We start from the raw sequence: 2,428 nt of genomic DNA on the forward strand, positions 1-2,428 counted from the left end.
GGGCCCTTTGGCTGCTGGTCGCGGCGACGCCGGGTATGAAGTCCGTCGACGGCTTCGTTCGGGACGATCTGACCTCTGGCCTCGCGGTCGTACCCTCGGCGGGGCGGCGTCTCCGCGGTGAGATCGCCTTTTTCTGGAATCCCGCGGGGTGGACGGCTAATGCGAGGAATCCCAATCCCGGAGCGCCGGCGACAGAGGCGAAGTACCCCGCCGCCAGCGTCTTGTGGGTGTCGGGGGGCAGTACAGCGGGATCGTTCTTCGCGATCGACGTGGCTGTCTGGTCTCCTGCCCGTCGCCCTTCCTCCGGCTTGACCGGAGGCCCCAGCCTTTCCATCCGGCGCCGGGGAGTCAGCCGATTTTGCCGCCGTAGTGTTTCTGGCGGGGGCCGTCTCTGGATGGCGAAAACGCCGGCGACGGCTCCGCTTTCGGATTGCCTCGTGGAAGATCGGGGCGAATCGGTCTGGGACGTGAAACGCCTCGATTTCAAGGGCTAACTGTCGGGGCGGAAGGGCCGGAAACCCGGCGGAAAGAGCGGCGCCGCGCCGGCAACACCGGATCCCGGCCGAGGAGTCGCGGAAATTTCTTGCCTGAGTCAAAAAAACTCAGTAACGTCGCATCGGTCGCCTTCGATGCGACTTCGGGATTTTCTGGCAGCCCGTCAGCGGCTCCGATCCCGTGCGTTCGCCGTGTGCGAGCGTCCTTTTCTCTTCCCAGAGGCTCTGTCTGATCATGACGCCTTCCCAACAACGCCCGCGGGGCCGAATTCGGCCCGGCTTTACGCTGATCGAACTTCTCGTGGTGATCGCGATCATCGCGATCCTGGTCTCCCTGCTGCTGCCGGCCGTGCAGCAAGCCCGTGAGGCCGCCCGCCGCAGCCAGTGCCAGAACAACCTCAAGCAGATCGCCCTGGCGATGCACAACTACCACAGCACCTACAAGACGTTCCCGATGAACTTCGGCGGGACCAGTTGGACGACGCAGCTTCCGGACGGCTCGAACACGGCGGGCAACGGCTACCGCCTGAGCTTCTACGTCGGACTGATGCCCTACTTGGATCAGACCGCCGTCTGGAATCAGATTTCCAAGCCTTTGGATGAGGACGGCGACGGCACGGCCGACTTCGCCGCGATGGGGCGTCGTCCGTGGCACTCAAACTACCCGCCGTGGCGGTTCCAGCCCGCCAGTCTGCTGTGCCCCTCCGACGGGGCGCCGGTCACCGGGATCGGTGACACGAACTACGCCCTGTGCTGGGGCGACAACCCCAGCGGCGCCGGCGACCGGGACCGGCCCGAGGCCCGCGGCATGGGGATCAGAGGTAGATGGGGCGATACGATCGCTCTCAATGACGTCCGCGACGGGACCGTCAGCACCATCCTGCTCGGCGAGATCGGCCGCGGCATCCGGGGCGACCGCGAGTTCCGCCGCGGCTACGCCGACCACGTGCCCGGGTTGAACCACTCGGCGACCGGCTACGAAGACCTCAGCACGCTTTGCGTCGAGCAGGTCACCGAGGAGGGCAACCCCGGGTTCTACGACCCGGACTTCTACTACGGCGGCGGCGGCGAGATGCGCGGCAGCCGCTGGCCGGACGCCGGCATGGTCTTCACGGAGTTCCTGACGATCATCGCCCCGAACGGTCCGAGCTGCGTGCGGAACGGCAACGACTGGGAGAACGGCGTCATGACCGGCGGGAGCTTCCACACCGGCGGCATGCAGGTCGCGATGGTGGACGGCTCCGTGACGTTCATCTCGGAGAATATCGACAACGGCAACATCGACGCCGGCGCCGTGACCTCCGGACAAAGTCCCTACGGCACCTGGGGCGCCCTCGGCACCAGCATCGGCGGCGAGGTCACCGACAATTATTGAGATCCGTCCCCAGGACGGACGCCGACGCGAGTCAGCGTGAAATGACACGAAGCGCTTAGGGGGCGGCCGGGTCGCGACGACCGGGCCGCCCCCTTTCGATTGAAGCGCCGGCGGCTCAACTGGCGCCGTTCCGGCGATAGTCCCGGGGGGGAGCGGCCGACGCTCTTGCGGAACGCGGCGGACAGCTACGCGTCGGAGCGGTAGCCCGCCCGCACGGCGATCGCATAGGGCCGTCAACCGCTTCGCAGACCGCCGCCGAGTCGGCGGGGCAGTCGAGCGTCGCCACCACGGCGAGCGTCTCCCCCGGCGCCTTCGCCGGACCGGTCGCCGCGGCAGGCTGGGCGGCGGACGAGCCGTAACCGGCGAGGGCGAGCAGCGGGAGCAGGCGGGCGGCGTGACGCATCCCGAGAACGGTTCGGACGGCGGAGTCCTCCGAAGGTGGCGCCGCGGCGACCCGCCCCCCGGTCTGGGGAACGCGGACCGTGATCGCCGTCGTCGCCCGCGAGCCGCACAGCCCCGACGACTGGACCGCCGAGGTCGGTCCACACGCCGCGGGCGG

The 2,428-nt window shown here is 68.4% G+C and carries 1 protein-coding gene; it reads left to right on the top strand.

The genetic code is table 11. The features are described 5' to 3' along the window. Positions 1 to 729 precede the first annotated feature (729 nt). Positions 730 to 1,869 carry a DUF1559 domain-containing protein gene (locus ACG2DA_RS22420; RefSeq protein ID WP_395258875.1) on the top strand — a complete coding sequence of 380 codons (1,140 nt, stop codon included), beginning with the start codon at positions 730 to 732 and terminating at the stop codon, positions 1,867 to 1,869. The last annotated feature ends 559 nt before the right edge of the window (positions 1,870 to 2,428 follow it).

This window comes from Alienimonas sp. DA493 (genome assembly GCF_043951915.1).
GTDB lineage: Bacteria > Planctomycetota > Planctomycetia > Planctomycetales > Planctomycetaceae > Alienimonas.